This window comes from Caballeronia sp. LZ024 (assembly GCF_031451455.1).
GTDB lineage: Bacteria > Pseudomonadota > Gammaproteobacteria > Burkholderiales > Burkholderiaceae > Caballeronia > Caballeronia telluris.
Genome location: NZ_JARUXL010000001.1, coordinates 2,094,208 through 2,117,754, shown reverse-complemented (window position 1 = coordinate 2,117,754; position 23,547 = coordinate 2,094,208). Strand labels below are relative to the sequence as shown.

Annotated in this window: 21 protein-coding genes and 1 tRNA gene; 21 read left to right on the top strand and 1 reads right to left on the bottom strand. The window is 62.6% G+C overall.

Annotated features, from left to right (window positions below):
• Positions 1-136: 136 nt before the first annotated feature.
• From QCE48_RS09450 to QCE48_RS09425, 6 genes are all read left to right on the top strand, one after another.
• Positions 137-1,900 (top strand): acetolactate synthase 3 catalytic subunit, encoded by a 1,764-nt coding sequence (locus tag QCE48_RS09450; protein ID WP_309788084.1) that lies wholly within the window; start codon positions 137-139, stop codon positions 1,898-1,900.
• A gap of 114 nt (positions 1,901-2,014) precedes the next feature.
• The gene (gene ilvN / locus QCE48_RS09445; RefSeq protein ID WP_309788085.1) at positions 2,015-2,506 is read left to right on the top strand and encodes an acetolactate synthase small subunit; all 492 of its coding nucleotides are present in this window, start codon (positions 2,015-2,017) and stop codon (positions 2,504-2,506) included.
• 61 nt (positions 2,507-2,567) lie between these two features.
• Positions 2,568-3,584 carry a ketol-acid reductoisomerase gene (ilvC, locus tag QCE48_RS09440; RefSeq protein WP_116567521.1) on the top strand — a complete coding sequence of 339 codons (1,017 nt, stop codon included), beginning with the start codon at positions 2,568-2,570 and terminating at the stop codon, positions 3,582-3,584.
• A gap of 104 nt (positions 3,585-3,688) precedes the next feature.
• Positions 3,689-4,333: a phosphatidylserine decarboxylase gene (locus tag QCE48_RS09435; protein ID WP_087630542.1), complete on the top strand. Its 645-nt coding sequence runs from the start codon at positions 3,689-3,691 to the stop codon at positions 4,331-4,333.
• A gap of 45 nt (positions 4,334-4,378) precedes the next feature.
• Positions 4,379-5,245, top strand: coding sequence for a CDP-diacylglycerol--serine O-phosphatidyltransferase (gene pssA / locus QCE48_RS09430; RefSeq protein ID WP_309788086.1), 867 nt, complete (start codon positions 4,379-4,381; stop codon positions 5,243-5,245).
• 338 nt (positions 5,246-5,583) lie between these two features.
• Positions 5,584-7,125, top strand: a complete 1,542-nt coding sequence (locus QCE48_RS09425) for a 2-isopropylmalate synthase (protein ID WP_309788087.1) — start codon at positions 5,584-5,586, stop codon at positions 7,123-7,125.
• Between the two features lie 272 nt (positions 7,126-7,397).
• Here the strand turns inward: QCE48_RS09425 and QCE48_RS09420 are convergent, their stop codons facing one another.
• Positions 7,398-7,919 (bottom strand): hypothetical protein, encoded by a 522-nt coding sequence (locus QCE48_RS09420; RefSeq protein WP_309788088.1) that lies wholly within the window; start codon positions 7,917-7,919, stop codon positions 7,398-7,400.
• Positions 7,920-8,254: 335 nt separating this feature from the next.
• Between QCE48_RS09420 and QCE48_RS09415 the strand changes: the two genes are divergently transcribed.
• The 15 genes from QCE48_RS09415 to nuoH all read left to right on the top strand — a co-directional run bounded on the left by QCE48_RS09415 (position 8,255) and on the right by nuoH (position 23,531).
• Positions 8,255-9,475, top strand: a complete 1,221-nt coding sequence (locus QCE48_RS09415) for a branched-chain amino acid ABC transporter substrate-binding protein (protein ID WP_309788364.1) — start codon at positions 8,255-8,257, stop codon at positions 9,473-9,475.
• A 196-nt stretch (positions 9,476-9,671) separates the two neighbouring features.
• A complete protein-coding gene (gene rpsO, locus QCE48_RS09410) occupies positions 9,672-9,941 on the top strand; it encodes a 30S ribosomal protein S15 (protein WP_309788089.1) in 270 nt (89 codons plus the stop codon).
• A 322-nt stretch (positions 9,942-10,263) separates the two neighbouring features.
• Positions 10,264-12,402 (top strand): polyribonucleotide nucleotidyltransferase, encoded by a 2,139-nt coding sequence (pnp, locus tag QCE48_RS09405; RefSeq protein WP_309788090.1) that lies wholly within the window; start codon positions 10,264-10,266, stop codon positions 12,400-12,402.
• A 159-nt stretch (positions 12,403-12,561) separates the two neighbouring features.
• A complete protein-coding gene (locus QCE48_RS09400; RefSeq protein WP_309788091.1) occupies positions 12,562-13,587 on the top strand; it encodes an NAD(P)H-quinone oxidoreductase in 1,026 nt (341 codons plus the stop codon).
• 163 nt (positions 13,588-13,750) lie between these two features.
• Positions 13,751-14,524 (top strand): triose-phosphate isomerase, encoded by a 774-nt coding sequence (tpiA, locus tag QCE48_RS09395; RefSeq protein ID WP_309788092.1) that lies wholly within the window; start codon positions 13,751-13,753, stop codon positions 14,522-14,524.
• An 83-nt stretch (positions 14,525-14,607) separates the two neighbouring features.
• Entirely contained in the window at positions 14,608-14,973 is a 366-nt protein-coding gene (secG, locus tag QCE48_RS09390) for a preprotein translocase subunit SecG (RefSeq protein ID WP_309788093.1), read from the top strand.
• A gap of 126 nt (positions 14,974-15,099) precedes the next feature.
• Positions 15,100-15,184, top strand: a tRNA-Leu gene (locus QCE48_RS09385).
• A 173-nt stretch (positions 15,185-15,357) separates the two neighbouring features.
• Positions 15,358-15,717 (top strand): NADH-quinone oxidoreductase subunit A, encoded by a 360-nt coding sequence (locus tag QCE48_RS09380; protein WP_062637281.1) that lies wholly within the window; start codon positions 15,358-15,360, stop codon positions 15,715-15,717.
• Between the two features lie 61 nt (positions 15,718-15,778).
• Positions 15,779-16,258, top strand: coding sequence for an NADH-quinone oxidoreductase subunit B family protein (locus tag QCE48_RS09375; RefSeq protein ID WP_006052903.1), 480 nt, complete (start codon positions 15,779-15,781; stop codon positions 16,256-16,258).
• Between the two features lie 19 nt (positions 16,259-16,277).
• The gene (locus QCE48_RS09370; RefSeq protein ID WP_309788094.1) at positions 16,278-16,880 is read left to right on the top strand and encodes an NADH-quinone oxidoreductase subunit C; all 603 of its coding nucleotides are present in this window, start codon (positions 16,278-16,280) and stop codon (positions 16,878-16,880) included.
• Between the two features lie 9 nt (positions 16,881-16,889).
• Complete coding sequence (locus tag QCE48_RS09365) at positions 16,890-18,143, top strand: NADH-quinone oxidoreductase subunit D (RefSeq protein WP_309788095.1); 1,254 nt, start codon at positions 16,890-16,892, stop codon at positions 18,141-18,143.
• Positions 18,144-18,291: 148 nt separating this feature from the next.
• Positions 18,292-18,777, top strand: a complete 486-nt coding sequence (nuoE, locus tag QCE48_RS09360) for an NADH-quinone oxidoreductase subunit NuoE (RefSeq protein WP_062637273.1) — start codon at positions 18,292-18,294, stop codon at positions 18,775-18,777.
• Positions 18,774-20,096 carry an NADH-quinone oxidoreductase subunit NuoF gene (gene nuoF, locus QCE48_RS09355; protein ID WP_309788096.1) on the top strand — a complete coding sequence of 441 codons (1,323 nt, stop codon included), beginning with the start codon at positions 18,774-18,776 and terminating at the stop codon, positions 20,094-20,096. The genes nuoE and nuoF overlap by 4 nt, the downstream gene beginning before the upstream one ends.
• 33 nt (positions 20,097-20,129) lie before the next feature.
• A complete protein-coding gene (gene nuoG / locus QCE48_RS09350; RefSeq protein WP_309788097.1) occupies positions 20,130-22,466 on the top strand; it encodes an NADH-quinone oxidoreductase subunit NuoG in 2,337 nt (778 codons plus the stop codon).
• Positions 22,467-23,531, top strand: coding sequence for an NADH-quinone oxidoreductase subunit NuoH (gene nuoH, locus QCE48_RS09345; protein WP_309788098.1), 1,065 nt, complete (start codon positions 22,467-22,469; stop codon positions 23,529-23,531). It begins immediately after the preceding gene.
• Positions 23,532-23,547 lie beyond the last annotated feature (16 nt).

Sequence of the window (23,547 nt, the reverse complement as noted above, 5' to 3'; positions counted from 1 at the left end):
TCATAAAGTGAATGTCTAATTTGAGGCGAGCCCAAGAAGCACGCCTGTCAAACCAAGACGCGCCGCTTGAACCCGAGCCACAAGCCCGGCAGAGAGCACCCGATCAATTTTTTGCCGAAAATTCGAAAGGTGATTAATGAATATGCCCAGCGCGGAATTCTCCACGTCGGATACGACCCCCTCGCACGACTCTGAATCCATCGGCGGCACCGTGCTCATGCGCGCGCTGGCGGACGAGAACGTCGAGTTCATCTGGGGCTATCCCGGCGGCTCGGTACTCTATATCTACGACGAGCTGTACAAGCAGGACCAGATCCAGCACATCCTCGTGCGCCACGAGCAGGCCGCGGTTCACGCCGCCGACGCCTACGCGCGCTCGACCGGCAACGTCGGCGTGTGCCTCGTGACTTCCGGCCCGGGCGTCACCAATGCGGTGACGGGCATCGCCACCGCCTATATGGATTCGATCCCGATGGTCGTGATCAGCGGTCAGGTGCCGACTGCCGCGATCGGTCTGGATGCGTTCCAGGAGTGCGATACGGTCGGCATCACGCGTCCGTGCGTGAAGCACAACTTCCTCGTGAAGGACGTGCGCGATCTCGCCGCCACCGTCAAGAAAGCGTTCTACATTGCCCGCACCGGCCGTCCCGGCCCCGTGCTGATCGACATTCCGAAGGACGTGTCGAAGGCGCCGTGCAAGTACGAACCGCTGAAGTCGGTCTCGCTGCGCTCGTACAACCCGGTCACGAAAGGCCATTCGGGCCAGATTCGCAAGGCGGTGCAACTGCTCCTGTCGGCGAAGCGCCCGTACATCTACACCGGCGGCGGCATCATCCTCGCGGACGCATCGCGCGAACTGAACCAGTTCGTCGACCTGCTCGGCTATCCGGTCACGAACACGCTGATGGGTCTCGGCGGCTATCGCGCGAGCGACAAGAAGTTTCTCGGCATGCTCGGCATGCACGGCACGTATGAAGCCAACATGGCGATGCAGAACTGCGACGTGCTGATCGCCATCGGCGCGCGCTTCGACGACCGCGTGATCGGCGACCCGAAGCATTTCGCGTCGTCGCCGCGCAAGATCATCCATATCGACGTCGATCCGTCGTCCATTTCCAAGCGCGTGAAGGTCGATATTCCGATCGTCGGCGACGTGAGGGAAGTGCTGAAGGAACTGCTCGAGCAGCTCCAGACCGCCGACCACGGCCCCGACACGAAGGCGCTCGCCGACTGGTGGAAGGACATCGAAGCGTGGCGCTCGAAGGATTGCCTCGCCTACGACCGCACGAGCGAAATCATCAAGCCGCAGTACGTGGTGGAAAAGGCGTGGGAACTGACGGACGGCAACGCGTTCGTCTGCTCGGACGTTGGTCAGCACCAGATGTGGGCGGCGCAGTTCTATCGCTTCAACAAGCCGCGCCGCTGGATCAACTCGGGCGGCCTCGGCACGATGGGCTTCGGCCTGCCGGCGGCGATGGGCGTGAAGATGGCGCATCCGGATGAAGAGGTGCTCTGCATCACGGGCGAAGGCTCGATCCAGATGTGCATCCAGGAACTCTCGACGTGCAAGCAGTACAACACGCCCGTCAAGATCATTTCGCTCAACAACCGCTACCTCGGCATGGTGCGCCAGTGGCAGCAGATCGAATACAAGAAGCGCTATTCCAGCTCGTACATGGATGCGCTGCCCGATTTCGTGAAGCTCGCCGAAGCGTACGGCCACGTCGGCATCCGCGTCGAGAAGACGGCCGACGTCGAGCCGGCGCTGAAGGAAGCGCTGCGTCTGAAGGATCGCACGGTATTTCTCGACTTCCAGACCGATCCCACCGAAAACGTATTTCCGATGGTCCAGGCAGGCAAGGGCATCACGGAAATGCTGCTCGGATCGGAAGATCTGTAAAGGTGGCTGGCCGCTGAAAGGCTCGCGCGCGCACGTCTTCACGAAGGACGCTCGCGGCGCGCAAGCCGGACCCGGCCACGCTCATTCACTGGATAAATCGGGAACGCTGACATCATGAAACACATCATCTCCGTGCTGCTCGAAAACGAACCGGGCGCGTTATCGCGCGTCGTCGGGCTCTTTTCCGCGCGCGGCTACAACATCGAAACCTTGACGGTGGCGCCGACCGAAGACAGTTCGTTGTCGCGGCTCACCATCGTTTCCATCGGCTCGGACGACGTGATCGAACAGATCACGAAGCACCTGAACCGCCTGATCGAGGTGGTGAAAGTGGTCGACCTGACAGAGGGCGCCCACATCGAGCGAGAGCTGATGCTGATCAAGGTTCGCGCGGTCGGCAAGGAACGCGAGGAAATGAAGCGGATGGCGGACATTTTCCGCGGCCGCATCATCGACGTGACCGAGAAGACCTACACGATGGAACTGACGGGCGCGAGCGACAAACTCGATGCGTTCATTCAGGGCCTCGACGGCACGGCGATCCTCGAAACGGTTCGCACGGGCAGTTCCGGCATCGGCCGGGGCGAGCGCATCCTGAAGGTTTAGGCGCCGCCAGCAGTTCCACGCACATCAAGACACACCCAATTCAACGACTCAAGGAACCACCATGAAAGTTTTCTACGACAAGGACGCCGACCTCTCCCTCATCAAGGGCAAGCAAGTCACGATCATCGGCTATGGCTCGCAAGGCCATGCGCACGCGCTGAACCTGAAGGAAAGCGGCGTGAAGGTGACGGTTGGCCTGCGTAAAGGCGGCGCATCGTGGAGCAAGGCCGAGAACGCCGGCCTGACCGTCAAGGAAGTGGCGGAAGCGGTGAAGGGCGCCGACGTCGTGATGATGCTGCTGCCGGACGAGCAGATCGCCGAGGTGTACAAGAACGAAGTGCACGCGAACGCCAAGGAAGGCGCGGCGCTCGCCTTCGCGCACGGCTTCAACGTGCACTACGGCCAGGTGATCCCGCGCGCTGACCTCGACGTGATCATGATCGCGCCGAAGGCGCCGGGCCACACCGTTCGCGGCACGTACACGCAAGGCGGCGGCGTGCCGCACCTGATCGCGGTCGCGCAGGACAAGTCGGGCTCGGCACGCGACGTCGCGCTGTCGTATGCGGCGGCGAACGGCGGCGGCCGTGCCGGCATCATCGAAACGAACTTCCGAGAAGAAACTGAAACCGACCTCTTCGGCGAGCAGGCCGTGCTGTGCGGCGGTACGGTCGACCTCATCAAGGCCGGCTTCGAAACGCTGGTGGAAGCGGGCTACGCGCCGGAAATGGCGTACTTCGAGTGCCTGCACGAACTGAAGCTGATCGTCGACCTGATCTACGAAGGCGGCATCGCGAACATGAACTACTCGATCTCGAACAACGCCGAATACGGCGAGTACGTGACGGGTCCGCGCATCGTGACGGAAGAAACCAAGAAGGCGATGAAGGCCGTGCTGAAGGACATCCAGACGGGCGAGTACGCGAAGAGCTTCATCATCGAGAACCGCGCCGGCGCGCCGACGCTGCAATCGCGCCGCCGTCTGACGAGCGAGCATCAGATCGAAGTGGTCGGCGAGAAGCTCCGCGCGATGATGCCGTGGATCGCGAAGAACAAGCTGGTCGATCAGTCGAAGAACTAAGCTTGCCGCTTTAAGCAGTCGCTGTACCGAAGAGCCGTCCGGGCGTCGCTGACACCGGACGGCTTTTGCTATCCTATGGCTTTACAAAAACTCAGAACATATCCATGAACTATCCACATCCGATCATTGCCCGCGAAGGCTGGCCGTTCATCGCCATTGCGGTCGTCGTCGCGCTGCTGGTCCAGGCGCTCGGCGGCTTCGGTTTCGCCTGGCTCTTCTGGCTGATCGTGATCTTCGTCGTGCAGTTTTTCCGCGATCCGCAACGCCCGATCCCGACGCAGGCGAACGCCGTGCTGTGTCCCGCCGACGGACGCATCGTCGCCGTGGAAACCGCGCACGATCCGTACGCGGGCCGCGAAGCGCTCAAGATCAGCGTGTTCATGAATGTGTTCAACGTGCACTCGCAGCGTTCGCCCGTCGACGGCGCGATTAGCAAGGTCGAATACTTCCCGGGCGCGTACCTGAACGCCGCCGTCGATAAAGCCTCCACCGAAAACGAGCGCAACGCGATCGTCATCCAGACCGCGGCGGGACATACCGTGACGTCGGTGCAGATCGCCGGGCTGATCGCGCGGCGCATTTTGTGCTACGTGCATGTCGGCGAACCGCTCACGCGCGGCCAGCGCTACGGCTTCATCCGTTTCGGCTCGCGCGTCGACGTGTACCTGCCGGTGGGAAGCCGGCCGCGCGTGTCGATTGGTGAAAAAGTGTCGGCGTCGTCGACGATCCTCGCCGAATTCGCCGAATAATTCGTTGAATAAGCAGTTCAAACGAGCGGCATAACGGAGAACTCGATGGCGGCATTCAAACCGCGCCGTACCCGGATGAACGGAGCGCCTCCGCGTGCGTTCCGTCGCAACAAGTCTTCGCAGGACGTCGGCGTCGTGGAGACGCGCCGCGCGCAACGGCAGCAGTTTCTGAGAAAGCGCGGCATTTATCTGTTGCCGAATGCATTCACCACGGCCGCGCTCTTTTGCGGCTTCTTCGCCGTCGTGCAGGCGATGAACGTGCGCTTCGAGATCGCGGCCATCGCGATCTTCGTCGCGATGGTGCTCGACGGCATGGACGGCCGCGTCGCGCGCATGACGCACACGCAAAGCGCGTTCGGCGAGCAGTTCGACAGTCTGTCGGACATGGTGTCGTTCGGCGTCGCGCCCGCGCTCGTGATGTACGAATGGGTGCTGAAGGACCTCGGGCGCTGGGGCTGGCTCGCGGCGTTCGTGTACTGCTCGGGCGCCGCGCTGCGGCTCGCGCGCTTCAATACGAACGTCGGCGTGGTCGACAAGCGGTATTTCCAGGGCCTGCCGAGCCCGGCCGCGGCGGCGCTGATCGCGGGCTTCGTCTGGCTCGCGACCGACAACCGCGTGCCGCTCAAGCTCGTGTGGCTGCCGTGGGTCGCATTCGCGCTGACGATCTACGCGGGCGTGACGATGGTGTCGAACGCGCCGTTCTACAGCGGCAAGGCGCTCGACGTGCGCTATCGCGTGCCGTTCGCGGGCGTGCTGCTCGTGGTGGTGGCGTTCGTGCTGGTTTCGTCCGATCCGCCGCTGATGCTCTTCGGCCTCTTCGTGCTGTACGGTTTCTCCGGGTACGCGTGGTGGGGCTACATGGCGCTGCGCGGCCGGCCGAATCCGGCGCGCAGTTCGCAGCGCGATCATTGATATGAAACGAAGGCGGCTCTCTCAGCCGCCTTTTTTCTTGGACGCGCCGCGATCCGAAGCCTGCAAAGCCGATCGCCCCGATCGGAAAGCCCAATTGCACGCATTCGGAAATCTCGCTATAGTCTGCGGATGAACTTTTTCACGTTCCCCCTCTCGTCTCTTCTAGCTGGTGCGCCGCTATGCGCGCTATCGCTACTAGCGCGCCTACCGCGCTAATCCGTCTCGCCTCCCGTCTGCTCGTTCGTGGTTTTCGACGCCAGCGGTGGCGCGGACACCCGAATTCCGTTTAGTTTTTCCCCACTGTTTCCAAAATCCAGAAACTCCCATCGGAGGCCGACATGGCAGACAAGCTGATCATTTTCGACACGACCTTGCGTGACGGCGAACAATCGCCCGGCGCGTCGATGACCAAGGAAGAGAAAATCCGCATCGCGAAGCAGCTGGAGCGCATGAAGGTCGACGTGATCGAGGCGGGTTTCGCTGCGAGCTCGAACGGCGATTTCGACGCGATCCAGACGATCGCCTCGCTCGTCAAGGACAGCACGGTCTGCTCGCTCGCCCGGGCAAACGACAAGGACATCCAGCGCGCCGCCGATGCGTTGAAGCCCGCCAACCAGTTCCGCATCCACACGTTCATTGCGACTTCCGCGCTGCACATGGAGAAGAAGCTGCGCATGACGCCGGAGCAGGTCTACGAACAGGCGCGGCTCGCGGTGCGTTTCGCGCGCAAGTTCACCGACGACGTCGAGTTCTCGCCCGAAGACGGCAGCCGCTCGGATCTCGATTTTCTGTGCCGCGTGCTCGAAGCCGTGATCGACGAGGGCGCGCGCACGATCAACATCACCGATACGGTTGGCTATGGCGTGCCGGAGATGTACGGCCAGCTTGTCAAGACGCTGCGCGAGCGCATTCCGAATTCCGACAAGGCCATCTTTTCCGTGCACTGCCACGACGACCTCGGCCTCGCGGTCGCGAATTCGCTCGCGGGCGTGCAGATCGGCGGCGCGCGGCAGGTCGAATGCACGATCAACGGTCTCGGCGAGCGCGCGGGCAACACGTCGCTCGAAGAGATCGTGATGGCGGTCAAGACGCGCAAGGATTATTTCGGGCTCGACGTCGGGATCGACACGACGCAGATCGTGCCGACTTCCAAGCTCGTTTCGCAAATCACCGGTTTCGTCGTGCAGCCGAACAAGGCGGTGGTCGGCGCGAACGCGTTTGCGCACGCGTCGGGCATCCACCAGGACGGCGTGCTGAAGGCGCGCGACACCTACGAAATCATGCGCGCGGAAGACGTGGGCTGGAGCACGAACAAGATCGTGCTCGGCAAGCTGTCGGGCCGCAACGCATTCAAGCAGCGTCTTGAAGAACTCGGCGTGACGCTGGAATCGGAAGGCGACGTGAACTCCGCGTTTGCGCGATTCAAGGAACTCGCGGACCGCAAGTCCGAAATCTTCGACGAAGACATCATGTCGATCGTCTCGGAAGAATCGGCTGAAGCGCAGGCGAAGGAGCATTTCCGCTTCGTGTCGATGGCGCAGCATTCGGAGACCGGCGAGCAGCCGCAGGCACGCGTGGTGTTCGCGGTCGACGGCGCCGAAGTGACCGGCGAGTCGCGCGGCAATGGTCCCGTGGACGCGACGCTGCACGCGATCGAATCGAAGGTCGAAAGCGGCGCGGAACTCGTGCTGTACTCGGTCAACGCGATCACGACGGGCACGCAGGCGCAGGGCGAAGTGACGGTGCGGCTCTCGAAGAGCGGCAGGATCGTGAACGGCGTCGGCACCGATCCGGACATCGTCGCGGCGTCGGCGAAGGCGTATATCGCCGCGCTCAACAAGCTCCATTCGAAAGTCGAGAAGCTCAACCCGCAGCTTTGATCAGACTTTGCCCGCGACGCGGATCGTGTCGCCGGCAAGCAATGAAAAGCCCTCGCCAGAAGCGAGGGCTTTTTTCTGCTCACTCCGCTGCGGACCGCCTCGAAAACAGCAGCCGTTCTCGCATCGACGGCCGCTCACGCGCCGGGCGCTCCAGTTGCCAGCAGTCGACATGAATGCCGCGCGCTGGCGGGTCGTCCACGAACTTGTCGATCAGTTCGCACGCATCGCGTCGACGATCACGTTCGCCATGAAGGCGAGGTTGAGCGCAAGCTTCAGAACATGTTGCGCCGGTCCGGGTCGTGCAGCGGATCGGGTGTCTTTTGCGTCAGCCGGAGAATGCCCTGATCGTCGAAATAGAAGCTGTACATCATGTACCAGACATTCGATTCCATATAGCGATAAGTCCACACTTCACGCTTCATCAGCGGGAAGTACGACGTTTCCACCGGCCGCCCGAAGTTGACGAGCACGTCCTTCTTGGTCCAGGTGCCGATCTCGGCCTTGTAGAACTCGTTGGCGTCGAGCACCTGGCGCACGCTGACGATCTTCCCGGAAGCGTCGATATCCGCGGCGGTCGTGACTTCGCCGAGCGGCTGGGTCGGCCACATCAGGCGCTTGCCGCCGTTCGGCAAGTCGTAGGTTTCGCGCGGCGGGCCGAGGCGGGCGGTGATCGTGGATACGTCGGCGCCCGCCTGATAGTTCTGCCACGGCTGCGCGCACGCCGAAAGCAGGAGCGCAAGCCCGGCGAGCGCGGCGCCGGCGGCTGCGCGGGCGCGATTGAGTTTGAGCGACATGGAGGCCTCCGGAAGCTTTTATGTTCCGGCGCGGGCGCCGGGTTTCCCTAGTGTTGCAAGGATTTTGACACGCGCGGGGAAAAAACATCCTGCTGGGCACGCGATTTCGGGCCGGAAGCCGCGCATTGTCGCGGGTTCGGCGCACCGCGGTGCCGCCCGGTGAATGCGTCGCGCTTGCGCCCCGCGCGTGACGCGGCCTATGATCCGCGCTCTCATCGAAACGAACTGGCGGCGGAGCGACGATGTCGGACGCGGTAAAACAACATGGATTGACGGGATGGCGGCTCGGACGCCGCTGGCTGCGGCTCGCGGCGTCGGCGTGCATCGCGTGGTCGATGGCGGCGGCGGCCGTCGCGGCGCAAGGCGCGCCGATTCGCATCGCGATGATCGAGGGCATGTCGGGCCCCTTCGCCAACGCGGGCGCGGTGGTCGAGCGCAATCTGCGCTTCGGCGTCGAGCGCGTGAACGCGCAAGGCGGCGTGAAGCTCGCTGACGGCGCGCATCCGCTGCAACTCGTCGTGCTCGACGGCAAGGGCAGTAGCGAGGCGAGCCTCGTGCAACTGCGCGCGGCGATCGACCAGAAGATCGGCTTCGTCATGCAGGGCAACAGTTCGGCGGTGGCGGCGGCGCTCGTCGCGGCGATCGACAAGCAGAACGCGCGCGAGCCCGATGCGCGCGTCGTGTTCCTGAATTATTCCGCCGACGATCCCGCGCTCACCAACGCGTCGTGCAGCTTCTGGCATTTTCGCTTCGACGCGCACGCCGGCATGCGCATGGACGCGCTCGCGGACGTGATCCGCGACGCCCGGTCGGTAAAGAGGGTCTATCTGCTGAATCAGGACTACAGCTTCGGCCACGACGTCAGTCGCGAGGCGGCGCGCGCACTGAAGGAACGGCGTCCGGACATCGCGATCGCCGGCGACGAGTTCCATCCGATTGGCCGCGTGAAGGATTTCGCGCCCTATATCGCGAAGATCCGCGCGAGCGGCGCGGACGCGGTCGTGACGGGCAACTGGGGCAACGACCTGACCTTGCTCGTCAAGGCCGCGCGCGAGCAGGGGCTGAACACGAAGTTCTACACGTTCTACGGCAACAGCCTGGGCGCCCCGGCGGCGCTCGGCGACGCGGGCGTGAAACGCGTGGTCGCGGTGGCGGACTGGCATCCGAATGTCGGCGGCGCGGCGTCGGACGCTTACTACGCAGCGTTCCGCGCGCGCTATCCGTCGGCCGCCGACGATTATCTCGTGCTGCGCATGCCGCTCATGATCGAGATGCTGGCGCAAGCCATGACGCGCGCCGGCAGCGCCGATCCGACCGCGGTAGCGCGCGCGCTCGAGGGAATGAAGTTCGACAACGGGTTTCACCCATCGACGATGCGCGCGCAGGATCACCAGCTGATCCAGCCCCTTTTCGTGATGGAAATGGACCGCGCGGGCGCGCCCGGCGTGCAGGTCGACAACGAGGGCTCGGGCTACGGTTTTCGCACGCTGCTCGCGCTGCCGGCGAACGCGACGGCCCAGCCCAGTTCCTGCGACATGACGCGCCCGGCGCGCTAGTCCGTTCGGACGGGTCTCAACGCCCGGGCGGGCCGTGCTATAATTCGCGCTTCGTTTTGGGGAGGTCCGTCGTGAAAGTGACGAACTGGAACCGCCGGAAACCGTCCGAAGCGAAACCATCGTCGAAAATTCGTGGCAGTAACCCACGGCACGGCCTTTCTTCCGTGACCGCCTGTCTGTTTTAAAGGAAAAGCACATGTCCGCAGTTCAAAGCAAGAAGTCCGACGTCGTCGCAGAATACGCGCGCGCCGCCAACGACACCGGTTCGCCCGAAGTGCAAGTCGCACTGCTGACAACCCGCATCAACGAACTGACCCTGCACTTCAAGGCTCACACGAAGGATCACCACAGCCGCCGCGGTCTGCTGCGCATGGTGAGCCGTCGCCGTAAGCTGCTCGACTACCTGAAGGGCAAAGACGCAGACCGTTATCGCTCGCTGATCGAAAAGCTGGGCCTGCGCAAGTAATTGGCAACAAGCGGCCAGCGTTCCATCGAAATGCCTGTGTCAGTCCGCTGATACAGGCATTTTGTTTTTGAACGGCTACTGGCCGGCACGTGTTTCAAACGCATCATCTGTGTCATCCGGGTCCTCGAGCGACCCGACATCCGGCCCGGGCCTCGCGGCAGAGCTTTGTGTCATTCCAGCGCGTCATGCGCATCGCGTGTCGTGTTGCGTTGGAATGGCATAACACACCTCTTTTTGCGCGGTTCGGCCGTCGCCTGGCTTAGCGCCGTCCGGTCGGCTCGTGTCGATCGGACGGCGCGGCGTAACGAACAAGGAGTGACTAATGTTCAATAAAATCGTCAAAGAATTTAAGTGGGGACAACACAACGTCCGTCTGGAAACGGGTGAGATCGCGCGCCAGGCAAGCGGCGCAGTGCTCGTCGACATCGAAGATACCGTCGTGCTCGCGACCGTCGTCGGCGCGAAGACGGCGAAGCCGGGACAGGATTTCTTCCCGCTGACCGTCGATTACCTCGAAAAGACCTATGCCGCCGGCAAGATCCCGGGCGGCTTCTTCCGCCGCGAAGGCCGGCCGTCGGAAGGCGAGACGCTGATCTCGCGCCTGATCGACCGCCCGCTGCGTCCGCTGTTCCCGGAAGGCTTCTATAACGAAGTGCAGGTCGTGATCCACGTTCTGTCGCTGAATCCGGACATTCCCGCCGACATTCCCGCGCTGATCGGCGCGTCGGCGGCGCTCGCCGTGTCGGGTCTGCCGTTCAACGGCCCGGTCGGTGCCGCGCGCGTCGCGTACATCAACAACGAATACGTGCTCAACCCGACGCGTCCGCAAATGAAGGAATCGGCGCTCGACCTGATCGTCGCCGGTACCGAGCGCGCCGTGCTGATGGTGGAATCGGAAGCGCAGCAACTGTCCGAGGAAGTGATGCTCGGCGGCGTCGTGTTCGGCCACGAGCAGATGCAGACGGCCATCGATGCGATCCACGAACTCGTGCGCGACGGCGGCAAGCCGGAATGGGACTGGACGCCGGCGCCGAAGAACGAAGCGCTGATCGCCCGCGTGACGGAAATCGCCCAGGGCGAACTGCTCGCCGCATACCAGCTGCGCAACAAGCAGGCGCGTTCCACGAAGCTGAAGGAAGTGTACGCCGCGACCTCCGCCGCGCTGGAGCAGGACGCAGCGGCATCGGGCACGGTCGCCGCCGACAAGGCGACGGTCGGCAACGTGCTGTTCGACATCGAAGCGAAAATCGTCCGTTCGCAGATCCTGAACGGCGAGCCGCGTATCGACGGCCGCGACACCCGCACGGTGCGCCCGATCGAAATCCGCACGGGCGTTCTGCCGCGCACGCACGGTTCGGCGCTCTTCACTCGCGGCGAAACGCAGGCGCTGGTCGTCGCGACGCTCGGCACGAAGGGCGACGAGCAGAACATCGACGCGCTCGAAGGCGAATACCGCGAGCGCTTCATGCTTCACTACAACATGCCGCCGTTCGCGACCGGCGAAACGGGCCGCGTCGGTTCGCCGAAGCGCCGTGAAATCGGCCACGGCCGGCTGGCTAAGCGCGCGCTCGCCGCGTGCCTGCCGTCCGCCGACGAATTCGGCTACTCGATCCGCGTCGTGTCGGAAATCACGGAATCGAACGGTTCTTCGTCGATGGCGTCGGTTTGCGGCGGCTGTCTCGCGCTGATGGACGCGGGCGTGCCGATGAAGGCGCACGTCGCGGGCATCGCGATGGGCCTGATCCTCGAAGGCAACAAGTTCGCGGTTCTGACCGACATCCTCGGCGACGAAGATCACCTCGGCGACATGGACTTCAAGGTGGCCGGCACGGCGCAAGGCGTGACCGCGCTGCAGATGGACATCAAGATCCAGGGCATCACGAAGGAAATCATGCAGGTCGCGCTCGCGCAGGCGAAGGAAGGCCGCATGCACATCCTCGGCAAGATGACCACGGCGGTTCCTGGCACGAACACGGTGCTGTCGGACTACGCGCCGCGCATGATCACGATCAAGATCAATCCGGAAAAGATCCGCGACGTGATCGGCAAGGGCGGTTCGGTGATCCGCGCGCTGACGGAAGAAACCAACACGACGATCGACATTTCGGACGACGGTGTCGTGACCATCGCGAGCACGAGCAGCGAAGGCATGGCCGAAGCGAAGAAGCGCATCGAGAACATCACGGCCGAAGTGGAAGTCGGACAGATTTACGAAGGTCCGGTGCTGAAGCTGCTCGATTTCGGCGCGATCGTGAACATCCTACCGGGCAAGGACGGTCTGCTGCACATCTCGGAAATCGTCAACGAGCGTGTGAAGGACATCAACGACTACCTGAAGGAAGGCCAGGTCGTGCGCGTGAAGGTCATCCAGACGGACGAGAAGGGTCGCGTTCGTCTGTCGGCGAAGGCGCTGCTGAACGAAGGCGCCGCGCAAGCGGAACCGACGCAGCCGCAGCACTAACGCGGTAATGTTTCGACGGCCGGTCGCGGTTTCGCGAACCGGCCGTTTTTTTGGCCTCTTTTTTGCGTGACTCGATGGCAGTGTGGATTAAGCTTGGCTTGAGTCCGCAGTGCCATCCGGTTAAGAAACCACCGACGAATCCGATCTCAGGGGAAGCAGATGAAGGCGATCGAAATCACTGAATTTGGCGCACCCGACGTATTGAAACTGGGCGAACGCCCGATGCCCGCGCCGAAGTCGGGCGAGGTGCTGATCAAGGTCGCGGCGTCCGGCGTGAACCGGCCCGATGTGTTTCAGCGCAAGGGCGGCTATGCGCCGCCGCCGGGCGCGTCGGATCTGCCGGGGCTCGAAGTGGCGGGCGAAATCGTCGATGCGGGCGAGGACGCGTTCGATCCGAAGCACAATCCGTTCGGCCTGAAGAAGGGCGATCGCGTGTGCGCGTTGCTCGCGGGCGGCGGCTATGCGGAATATGCGGTTGCGCCGACCGAGCAATGCCTGCCGGCGCCGAAGGGTCTTACGGACATCGAAGCGGCTTCGCTGCCGGAAACGTTCTTCACCGTCTGGAGCAACGTGTTCGAGCGCGCGCATCTCGGCTCGGGCGAAAACGGCGCCGAAGAGACGCTCCTGATCCAGGGCGGATCGAGCGGGATCGGCGTGACGGCGATCCAGATCGCGAAGGCGCTCGGTCATCGCGTGTTCGTGACGGCGGGCACCGACGAGAAATGCCGCGCGTGCGAGGCGCTCGGCGCCGAGCGGGCGATCAACTACAAGACGGAAGATTTCGTCGAAGTGGTGAAGTCGCTCACGAACGATCGCGGTGTCGACGTGATTCTCGACATGGTCGCGGGCGACTATCTGCCGCGCGAGCTGAAGGCGCTCGCCGATGGCGGACGCGTCTGCGTGATCGCGCTGCTCGGCGGCGCGAAGGCCGAAATCAACCTGAACGACGTGCTGCGCCGGCGCCTGGTGATCACCGGCTCGACGCTGCGTCCGCGCCCGGTCGCGTTCAAAGGCAAGATCGCGGCGCAACTGAAGGAGCGCGTCTGGCCGGAGATCGAGGCGGGGCGCATCAAACCGGTGATCCATCAGGTTTTTCCCGCCGATCAGGCCGCGGCGGCGCACGAGTTGATGGAAGGCAGCACGCACGTGGGCAAGATCATGCTCGACTGGAGCCAGAGCGCGTAAGCGGCCGGCGAAAATCGTGCCGGTTTGACCGGGTTCGCCGCGACGCAGTAAAATTGCGTGTTCTGCAGGCGATTAGCGCGGCGTGCTGTCCCTCGTCGGACTGGCGCGCAAACTGAAAACCATACCAAGAACGCAGCGGCGACGCTGCCGAGCGGCGAGACTTATGTCGAAACAACGAGCGAAACTGGTTGTCGGGAACTGGAAGATGCACGGCCGGCTTGCGCAGAATGGCGCGCTGCTGACCGAAGTGGCATCGGGTGCGTCGGCATTGCAGAAGGGTGTGCGAGTCGGCGTGTGCGTGCCGTGTCCGTATTTGCCGCAGTCGCAGGCATTGTTGAGCGGATCGGTGGTCGCGTGGGGCGTGCAGGACGTGTCGGCTTACGCGACGGGCGCCTACACCGGCGAAGTCTCCGCTGAAATGGCTTCCGACTTCGGTGCGATGTACGCGATCGTCGGGCATTCTGAGCGTCGCGCGTATCATCGCGAGACCTCGGATCTCGTCGCGGTGAAGGCCCAGCGCGCGCTCGAAGTGGGACTGACGCCCATCGTGTGTGTCGGCGAAACGCTCGAGCAGCGTGAAACCGGCGTGACGGAACAGATTGTCGGCACGCAGCTTGATGCAGTGCTGCTTGTGTTGTCCGACGAGCAAGTGGCGAAAATCGTGATTGCGTACGAGCCGGTCTGGGCGATCGGCACGGGCAAGAGCGCGAGCGCCGACGAAGCGCAGGCCGTGCATGCGTTCATTCGCGCGAAGCTCGCGGAGAAGAGTGCATCGGCGGTCGACGTTCCGTTGCTCTACGGCGGCAGCGTGAAGCCGGACAATGCTCAGGAATTGTTCGCACAGCAGGATATCGACGGCGGGCTGATTGGCGGCGCGTCGTTGAAATCGAAGGATTTCCTGGCGATCTGCCAGGCGGCACAGGATGTGTCCAACTGAGTAGGCGCCGGCGCAAGACGCGGGCATGCAGTAAGCGCGACGCATCGGTGTCGCGTCAACATTAAAGATCCAGGTGAGTGGAAATGCTGTATTTGAAGACTTTGATCATCGTCGTCCAGTTGTTGTCGGCGTTGGGCGTGATCGGCCTCGTGTTGTTGCAGCATGGCAAGGGCGCCGACATGGGCGCCGCGTTCGGTAGCGGCGCGTCGGGCAGCCTGTTTGGCGCAACCGGCTCGGCGAATTTTCTTTCCCGCACGACGGCCGTCCTCGCAGCCGTGTTCTTCATCTCGACGCTGGCACTGACCTACCTCGGCAGCTACAAGCCGCAAACGTCGGCGGGCGTCCTGGGCGGCGCGGCGACAGCGCCTGCTTCTGCTTCCGCGGCGGCTTCGGCACCGGCGTCGGCGCCTGTTGCTTCGTCGGCGTCGGGCGCGGACGTGCCGAAATAAGGCCAGAATAAATTTTTCGCGAAATTCGCTTTTTGTGCGTTGAACAATCCGAAGCACCAAGTTATAATTCAAGTCTTGAAGCGATTCGCAGCGATAACAAGTTGTTTTGCCGGATTGCAAGACAGTGCCGACGTGGTGAAATTGGTAGACACGCTATCTTGAGGGGGTAGTGGCGAAAGCTGTGCGAGTTCGAGTCTCGCCGTCGGCACCAAAGTTATCCAATGCCAGCCGCATGCATCGCTTCGGCTGGCATTGTCACTTCTGGAGTACGCTTACGATCTGATTGTGTTCGTGAGCGATCCGAAGCGAAATTCTCGACCGGGTGGTCTGTCCCGGCTGAAGCATTCGTATCAATCAACTGACCCAACCGATTTGAGGATAGCCTTGAACCTCGCACCCTATTACCCCGTCTTGTTGTTCCTCCTGGTGGGCACTGGTTTAGGCATAGCGTTGGTCAGCATCGGCAAGATCCTCGGTCCCAACAAGCCTGACACCGAAAAGAACGCACCGTACGAATGTGGCTTCGAAGCTTTCGAAGACGCGCGTATGAAATTTGATGTGCGTTACTATCTCGTCGCTATTCTGTTCATTATTTTCGACCTTGAAACCGCTTTCCTGTTCCCGTGGGGCGTTGCTCTGCGCGACATCGGGTGGCCGGGCTTCATGGCTATGATGATTTTTCTGCTCGAATTTTTGCTCGGCTTCGCCTACATCTGGAGAAAGGGCGGTCTCGACTGGGAATGACAGTTAAATCACCGGATTCATGGGCGGCTTTGGCTGGCTGCTCATCTGGAGTGGAAAGCAAATGAGTATCGAAGGGGTCTTGAAGGAAGGGTTTGTCACCACCACGGCTGACAAGCTGATCAACTGGACGCGCACCGGCTCCCTTTGGCCGATGACGTTCGGTCTCGCGTGCTGCGCGGTCGAGATGATGCATGCGGGCGCTGCCCGCTACGACCTCGACCGTTTTGGCGTCGTGTTTCGTCCGAGCCCGCGCCAGTCGGATGTGATGATCGTGGCCGGCACGCTGTGCAACAAGATGGCGCCCGCGCTGCGCAAGGTCTACGACCAGATGGCCGAGCCGCGCTGGGTCATCTCGATGGGATCGTGCGCAAACGGCGGCGGCTACTATCATTATTCGTATTCTGTCGTGCGCGGTTGTGACCGGATCGTTCCGGTCGACGTCTACGTGCCGGGCTGTCCGCCGACGGCGGAAGCGCTGGTGTACGGCGTGATCCAGCTGCAAGCGAAGATTCGCCGCACGAACACCATCGCCCGTCAATAAGGCCTGAGCCTCCCCAATTATGGCAAGCAAACTCGAGACCCTTAAAGCGAACCTCGAGGCGGCGTTTGGCGACCGCCTCCAGAGCATCACCGAGGCGCTTGGGCAACTGACGATCGTCGTCAAGGCGAGCAACTATGCGGAAGTGGCGCTTCAGTTGCGCGACGATCGCGAGCTCGGCTTCGAACAAATGGTCGACCTGTGCGGCGTCGATTACTCGACTTACGGCGAAGGCGCCTACGAAGGCCCGCGTTTCGCCGCCGTGCTCCATCTTCTCTCGATCTCGAACAACTGGCGCGTGCGCGTGCGCGTGTTCGCACCGGACGACGAAGTGCCGATCGTGCCGTCCGTTGTCGACGTATGGTCGTCGGCGAACTGGTACGAGCGCGAGGCGTTCGACCTCTACGGCATCGTGTTCGAAGGCCACCCCGACCTGCGCCGCATTCTCACTGACTACGGTTTCATCGGCCATCCGTTCCGCAAAGACTTCCCGGTGTCGGGTTATGTCGAAATGCGCTACGACCCGGAAGAGAAGCGCGTGGTCTACCAGCCGGTGACGATCGAGCCGCGCGAAATCACGCCGCGCGTGATCCGCGAAGATCGCTATGGCGGTCTGAAACACTAAGAGAACGCCATGGCAGAGATTAAGAACTACACGCTCAATTTTGGCCCGCAACACCCGGCAGCGCACGGCGTGCTGCGCCTTGTGCTCGAGCTCGACGGCGAAGTGATCCAGCGCGCCGATCCGCACATCGGCCTCCTGCATCGCGCGACCGAAAAGCTCGCCGAAACGAAGACGTTCATCCAGTCCGTGCCGTACATGGACCGTCTCGACTACGTGTCGATGATGGTGAACGAGCACGGCTACGTGCTGGCAATCGAAAAGCTGCTCGGTATCGACGTGCCGATCCGCGCGAAGTACATCCGCGTGCTGTTCGACGAAGTCACGCGCGTGCTGAACCACCTGATGTGGATCGGCTCGCATGCGCTCGACGTCGGCGCGATGGCGGTGTTCCTGTACGCGTTTCGCGAGCGCGAAGATCTGATGGACGTGTACGAAGCCGTCTCCGGCGCGCGGATGCACGCGGCGTACTATCGTCCGGGCGGTGTATATCGCGATTTGCCTGACGCGATGCCGCAATACAAGGCGTCGAAAATCCGCAATGCGAAGGCGCTGTCAAGAATGAACGAGACGCGTCAGGGCTCGCTTCTCGACTTCCTCGACGACTTCTTTACGCGTTTCCCGGGTTGCGTCGACGAGTACGAAACGCTGCTTACCGACAATCGCATCTGGAAACAGCGTCTCGTGGGCATCGGCGTGGTCAGCCCGGAGCGCGCGATGCAGCTCGGCATGACGGGCGCGATGCTGCGCGGCTCGGGTATCGAGTGGGATTTGCGCAAGAAGCAGCCGTACGAAGTGTATGACCAGCTGGATTTCGATATTCCCGTGGGCGTGAACGGCGATTGCTATGACCGTTATCTCGTGCGTGTGGAGGAAATGCGTCAATCCACGCGGATCGCCAAACAGTGTATCGAGTGGCTGCGCAAGAATCCCGGCCCCGTGATGATCGACAATCACAAGGTCGCGCCGCCTTCGCGGGTCGGCATGAAGACCAACATGGAAGAGCTGATTCACCACTTCAAGCTCTTCACGGAAGGTTTTCACGTCCCCGAAGGCGAAACGTATGCGGCCGTCGAGCATCCGAAGGGCGAGTTCGGCATCTATCTCGTGTCGGATGGGGCGAACAAGCCGTATCGCCTGAAGATCCGTGCCCCTGGTTACGCGCATCTTGCTTCGCTCGACGAAATGGCGCGCGGCCACATGATCGCCGACGCAGTGACGATCATCGGTACGCAGGACATCGTGTTCGGCGAGATCGATCGCTGATCCACATTCGGTCGTCTGGCAAGACGCGCGCTGACACCAACGTCGCGCGTACCAGGCGAACAAGCAACAGCAGGACGCCAGGTCTGCCGCAACAAGAAGGGCGCGGCAGGTTTCCGTTCGGTAGGAATTGAAAGAGTCGTGTCTGAAAATGATCTCAGCTGAAGGCCTGAAAGAAATCGATCGTGCGATCGCCAAGTATCCCGCGGAACAGAAGCAGTCCGCGGTGATGTCGGCGCTGGCTACCGCTCAGGAAGAGCACGGCTGGCTGTCGCCCGAACTGATGCAGTTCGTCGCCGACTATCTCGGCATGCCGGCGGTCGCCGTGCAGGAAGTCGCGACGTTCTACACGATGTACGAGACCTCGCCGGTCGGCAAGCACAAGATCACGCTCTGCACGAACCTGCCGTGCCAGCTCGGTCCGGACGGCGGATCGGACAGCGCCGCCGAGTATCTGAAGCAGAAGCTCGGCATCGACTTCGGCGAAACCACGCCGGACGGCAAGTTCACGCTGAAAGAAGGCGAGTGCTTCGGTTCGTGCGGCGATGCGCCGGTGCTGCTGGTGAACAACCATCGCATGTGCAGCTTCATGAGCCGCGAGAAGATCGACCAGTTGATCGAGGAACTTTCGAAATGACGTCTCTTCACGATCGTCACATCAAACCGCTGATTCTGGCCGGCCTGAACGGCGAGAACTGGCATCTCGAAGACTACGTCGCGCGCGGCGGCTACAAGCAGTTGCGCCGGATTCTCGAAGAAAAGATTCCGCCCGAGCAGGTGATCGCCGACGTGAAGGCGTCGGGTCTGCGTGGCCGCGGCGGTGCGGGTTTCCCGACCGGTCTCAAGTGGAGCTTCATGCCGCGTCAGTTTCCGGGGCAGAAGTATCTCGTCTGCAATTCGGACGAAGGCGAGCCGGGCACGTTCAAGGACCGCGACATCCTGCGCTGGAACCCCCATTCGCTGATCGAAGGCATGGCGATCGGCGCGTATGCGATGGGCATCTCCGTCGGCTACAACTACATCCACGGCGAAATCTGGGAAGTTTACAAGGTGTTCGAAGCGGCGCTCGAAGAAGCGCGCGCGGCCGGCTACCTCGGCGCGAACATCCTGGGCTCGGGTTTCTCGTTCGAGCTTTACGCGCACCACGGCTACGGCGCCTATATCTGCGGCGAAGAAACCGCGCTGCTCGAATCGCTCGAAGGCAAGAAGGGCCAGCCGCGCTTCAAGCCGCCTTTCCCGGCGAGCTTCGGCGTGTACGGCAAGCCGACCACGATCAACAACACCGAGACGTTCGCAGCCGTTCCGTTCCTGCTCGAAGTGGGGCCGCAGAATTATCTGGAAATGGGCAAGCCGAACAATGGCGGCACCAAGATCTTCTCGATTTCCGGCGACGTGAATCGTCCGGGCAACTACGAAATTCCGCTCGGCACGCCGTTCTCGACGCTGATGGAACTTGCGGGCGGCGTGCGCGGCCAGTCGATCAAGGCGGTGATTCCGGGCGGATCGTCGGCGCCGGTCGTGCCGGGCGACATGATGCTCGCGACCGACATGGACTACGATTCGATCGCGAAAGCCGGCTCGATGCTGGGTTCGGGCGCGGTGATCGTGATGAACGAAACGCGCTGCATGGTGCGTTCGCTCTTGCGTCTGTCGTACTTCTATTACGAAGAGTCGTGCGGTCAATGCACGCCGTGTCGCGAGGGCACGGGCTGGCTGTATCGCGTCGTGCATCGTATCGAACACGGTCTCGGCCGCAAGGAAGATCTGGATCTGCTGAACTCGGTGGCCGAAAACATCATGGGCCGCACGATTTGCGCGCTCGGCGACGCGGCGGCCATGCCGGTGCGCGGCATGCTGAAGCACTTCTGGAACGAATTCGAATATCACGTCGAGCACAAGCATTGTCTCGTCGGCGGACACGCGCATCATGCGGCGTCCGAAGCGGTTACAGCGTGAAGGCGCGATAAAGGTTAAGGACCATTCCCCATCATGGTTGAACTAGAAATTGACGGCAAGACGGTAGAGGTGCCTGAAGGCAGCATGGTGATCCAGGCTGCGCACAAGGTCGATACGTACATTCCTCACTTCTGCTATCACAAGAAGCTGTCGATCGCGGCGAACTGCCGGATGTGCCTCGTCGAAGTCGAAAAAATGCCGAAGGCCGTGCCCGCCTGTGCGACGCCGGTTTCTGCCGGCATGATCGTGCGCACGACGTCCGACAAAGCCGTGAAGGCGCAGCAGTCCGTGATGGAATTCCTGCTGATCAATCACCCGCTCGACTGTCCGATCTGCGATCAGGGTGGCGAATGCCAGTTGCAGGATCTGGCCGTCGGCTACGGCAAGTCGCAGTCGCGCTACAACGAAGAAAAGCGCGTCGTGTTCCACAAGAACGTCGGCCCGCTCATCTCGATGGAAGAAATGACGCGCTGCATCCACTGCACGCGTTGCGTTCGCTTCGGCCAGGAAGTCGCCGGCGTGATGGAACTCGGCATGCTGGGCCGCGGCGAGCATTCGGAGATCACGTCGTTCGTCGGCAAGACGGTGGATTCGGAACTGTCGGGCAACATGATCGACCTGTGCCCGGTCGGCGCGTTGACGAGCAAGCCGTTCCGCTACTCGGCGCGGACGTGGGAACTGTCGCGCCGCAAGTCGGTGAGCCCGCACGATTCCGTTGGCGCGAATCTCGTCGTCCAGGTGAAGAACAACCGCGTGATGCGCGTTCTGCCGATGGAAAACGAAGCCATCAACGAATGCTGGATCTCCGACAAGGACCGTTTCTCATACGAAGCGCTCAACAGCGCCGAACGCTTGACCGCGCCGATGCTGAAGCAGGGCGGCCAGTGGATCGAAACCGACTGGCAGACCGCGCTCGAATACGTCGCGAAGGGCATCAAGGGCATCAAGGCCGATCATGGCGCGAACGCGATCGCCGCGCTGGCGACACCGCATAGCTCGATCGAAGAGTTGTATCTGCTGAAACAGTTCGCTGAAGGCGTCGGCTCGCCCAACGTCGATTTCCGTCTGCGCCAAAGCGACTTTTCGGCGCCGGTAGGCGTCGGTGCACCGTGGCTCGGCGTGAAGATCGCCGATCTGTCGATGATCGATACCGCGTTCATCGTCGGTTCGTTCCTGCGTCGCGATCATCCGCTCTTTGCAGCGCGCCTGCGTCAGGCCGCGAAGAGCGGCGCAAAGCTCACGTTCCTGCACGCCAGCAACGACGACTCGCTGATTCCGGCCGCGCATCGCGTGGTCGCGGCGCCGTCGGCATGGCTCGACCAGCTCGCGGGTATCGCGGCGGCGGTCGCGGAAGCGCGCGGCGTCGCGTTGCCGGAAGCGTTCGCGGGCCGCGAAGTGTCGGCGGCTGCGAAGGACGTGGCGGCATCGCTGTCGGCGGGCGAGAAGCGCGTCGTCCTGCTCGGCAACAGCGCCGTGCAGCATCCCGACTTCGCACAGATTCAGGCGGTCGCCCAGTGGATCGCGGACAGCACGGGCGCCACGCTCGGCTTCCTGACGGAAGCGGCCAACACGGTCGGCGCGCATCTCGTCGATGCATTGCCGGGCGAGGGCGGTCTCAATGCGCGCGAAGTGTTCGAACAGCCGCGCAAGGGCTATGTGCTCTTCAACGTCGAACCCGAATTCGATACGGCGAACCCCGCTCAGGCGCTTGCCGCGCTCAAGCAGGCGGAAATGGTCGTCGCGCTGTCGGCGTTCAAGCACGGCACCGAATACGCCGACGTGCTCCTGCCGATCGCGCCGTTCACGGAAACGTCCGGCACGTTCGTCAATGCCGAAGGCACCGCGCAGTCGTTCAACGGCGTCGTGCGTCCGCTCGGCGAGACGCGTCCGGGCTGGAAGGTGTTGCGCGTGCTCGGCAGCATTCTCGGCCTGCCGGGTTTCGACTTCGATACCGCCGAAGAAGTGCGCAACGCCGCGCTCGGTACGGGCGATTTGAGCGCGCGTCTGTCGAACAAGACGGGCGTCGCGCCGCAGCGCAAGACGGCGGTGTCGGCAGCGCAAGGCAAGTTCGAGCGTCTCGCCGATGTGCCGATTTATCACGCGGACGCGCTCGCGCGCCGCGCCGAATCGCTGCATCTGACGGCGGCGGCTCGCGATGCGAACGTCGCCGGCTTGCCGACGTCGCTTTTCGACCAGCTCGGCCTGAAGAACGGCGATGCCGTGCGCGTCTCCCAGGGCGGTCTGTCGGTGGTCATGCCGGCGGTTCGCGATGCGAATCTGGCGGAAACGGTGGTCCGCGTGTCGGCGGGTACGACGGCTGGCGCCGCGCTCGGCGGCTTGTTCGGTGAACTGGTAGTGGAGAAGGCGTAAATGGGCTTGTTCGATACGATCAACGCGGGCGGCACGCAGATTCTCGGCGTCGCATGGCCGACGGTGTGGGCGCTGGTCCGCATCCTGGTGGTCTCCGTCGTCATCCTGCTGTGCGTGGCGTACCTGATCCTGTGGGAACGCAAGCTCATCGGCTGGATGCACGTGCGCCTCGGGCCGAATCGCGTCGGTCCGATGGGCCTGCTGCAGCCGATCGCCGACGTGCTGAAGCTGCTGCTGAAAGAAGTGATTCAGCCGATCCAGGCGAGCAAATGGATCTACCTGATCGCGCCGATCATGACGGTGGTCCCTGCGTTTGCCGTGTGGGCGGTGATTCCGTTCCAGGCGGAAGCGGTGCTCGGCAACATCAACGCGGGCCTGCTCTACGTGATGGCGATCTCGTCGATCGGCGTGTACGGCGTGATTCTTGCCGGCTGGGCGTCGAACTCGAAGTACGCGTTCCTCGGGGCGATGCGCGCGGCGGCGCAGATGGTGTCGTATGAAATCTCGATGGGCTTCGCGCTCGTCGTCGTGCTGATGGTCGCAGGCTCGCTGAATCTGTCGGACATCGTGACTTCGCAGCAGCGCGGCATCTTCGCGGGCTTCGGCGTCAACTTCCTGTCGTGGAACTGGCTGCCGCTCCTGCCGATGTTCGTCGTGTACTTCATCTCGGGCATCGCCGAAACGAACCGCCATCCGTTCGACGTGGTGGAAGGCGAATCGGAAATCGTCGCCGGCCACATGATCGATTACTCGGGCATGGCGTTCGCGCTCTTCTTCCTCGCCGAGTACATCAACATGATCGTGATCTCGGCGATCGCGACGACGCTGTTCCTCGGCGGCTGGGACGCGCCGTTCGGCTTCCTGTCCTTCATCCCGGGCGTGTTCTGGTTCGTGCTGAAGATTTTCTTCCTGCTGTCGGTGTTCATCTGGGCGCGTGCGACGTTCCCGCGCTACCGCTACGACCAGATCATGCGTCTCGGCTGGAAGGTGTTCCTGCCGGTGTCGGTGGTGTGGGTGGTGGTGGTCGGCTTCTGGATCATGTCGCCGCTGAACATCTGGAAATAAAGGGCGGATGAAATAA